We start from the raw sequence: 267 nt of genomic DNA on the forward strand, positions 1-267 counted from the left end.
GCTGGGGATCTTCGCTGGGATTGAGATTGCCGGGGCCGCAAGGCGGCCCCGGCATTCAACGCTTGTTCAAACCCTTCGCCAAGCGGTCCCCGCCCAGCTGGATCAACGCCACCAACGCCACCAGCATGGCGATCACGGTCAGCATGATCTGGCTGTCGAAACGCTGGTAGCCATACCGGTAGGCAATATCCCCCAACCCCCCCGCACCAATCGCGCCGGCCATGGCCGAAGAGTTGATCAGGGTTACCAGGGTAATGGTGAAGCCGC

At 62.5% G+C, this 267-nt stretch carries 1 pseudogene; it reads right to left on the bottom strand.

Features of this window, described 5'->3' with window-relative positions:
• Nucleotides 1–55: 55 nt before the first annotated feature.
• Nucleotides 56–267: pseudogene (locus SB756_RS30720) on the bottom strand (ABC transporter permease); the annotation flags it as partial.

Source organism: Pseudomonas sp. SIMBA_068 (assembly GCF_046534705.1).
GTDB classification, from domain to species: domain Bacteria; phylum Pseudomonadota; class Gammaproteobacteria; order Pseudomonadales; family Pseudomonadaceae; genus Aquipseudomonas; species Aquipseudomonas putida.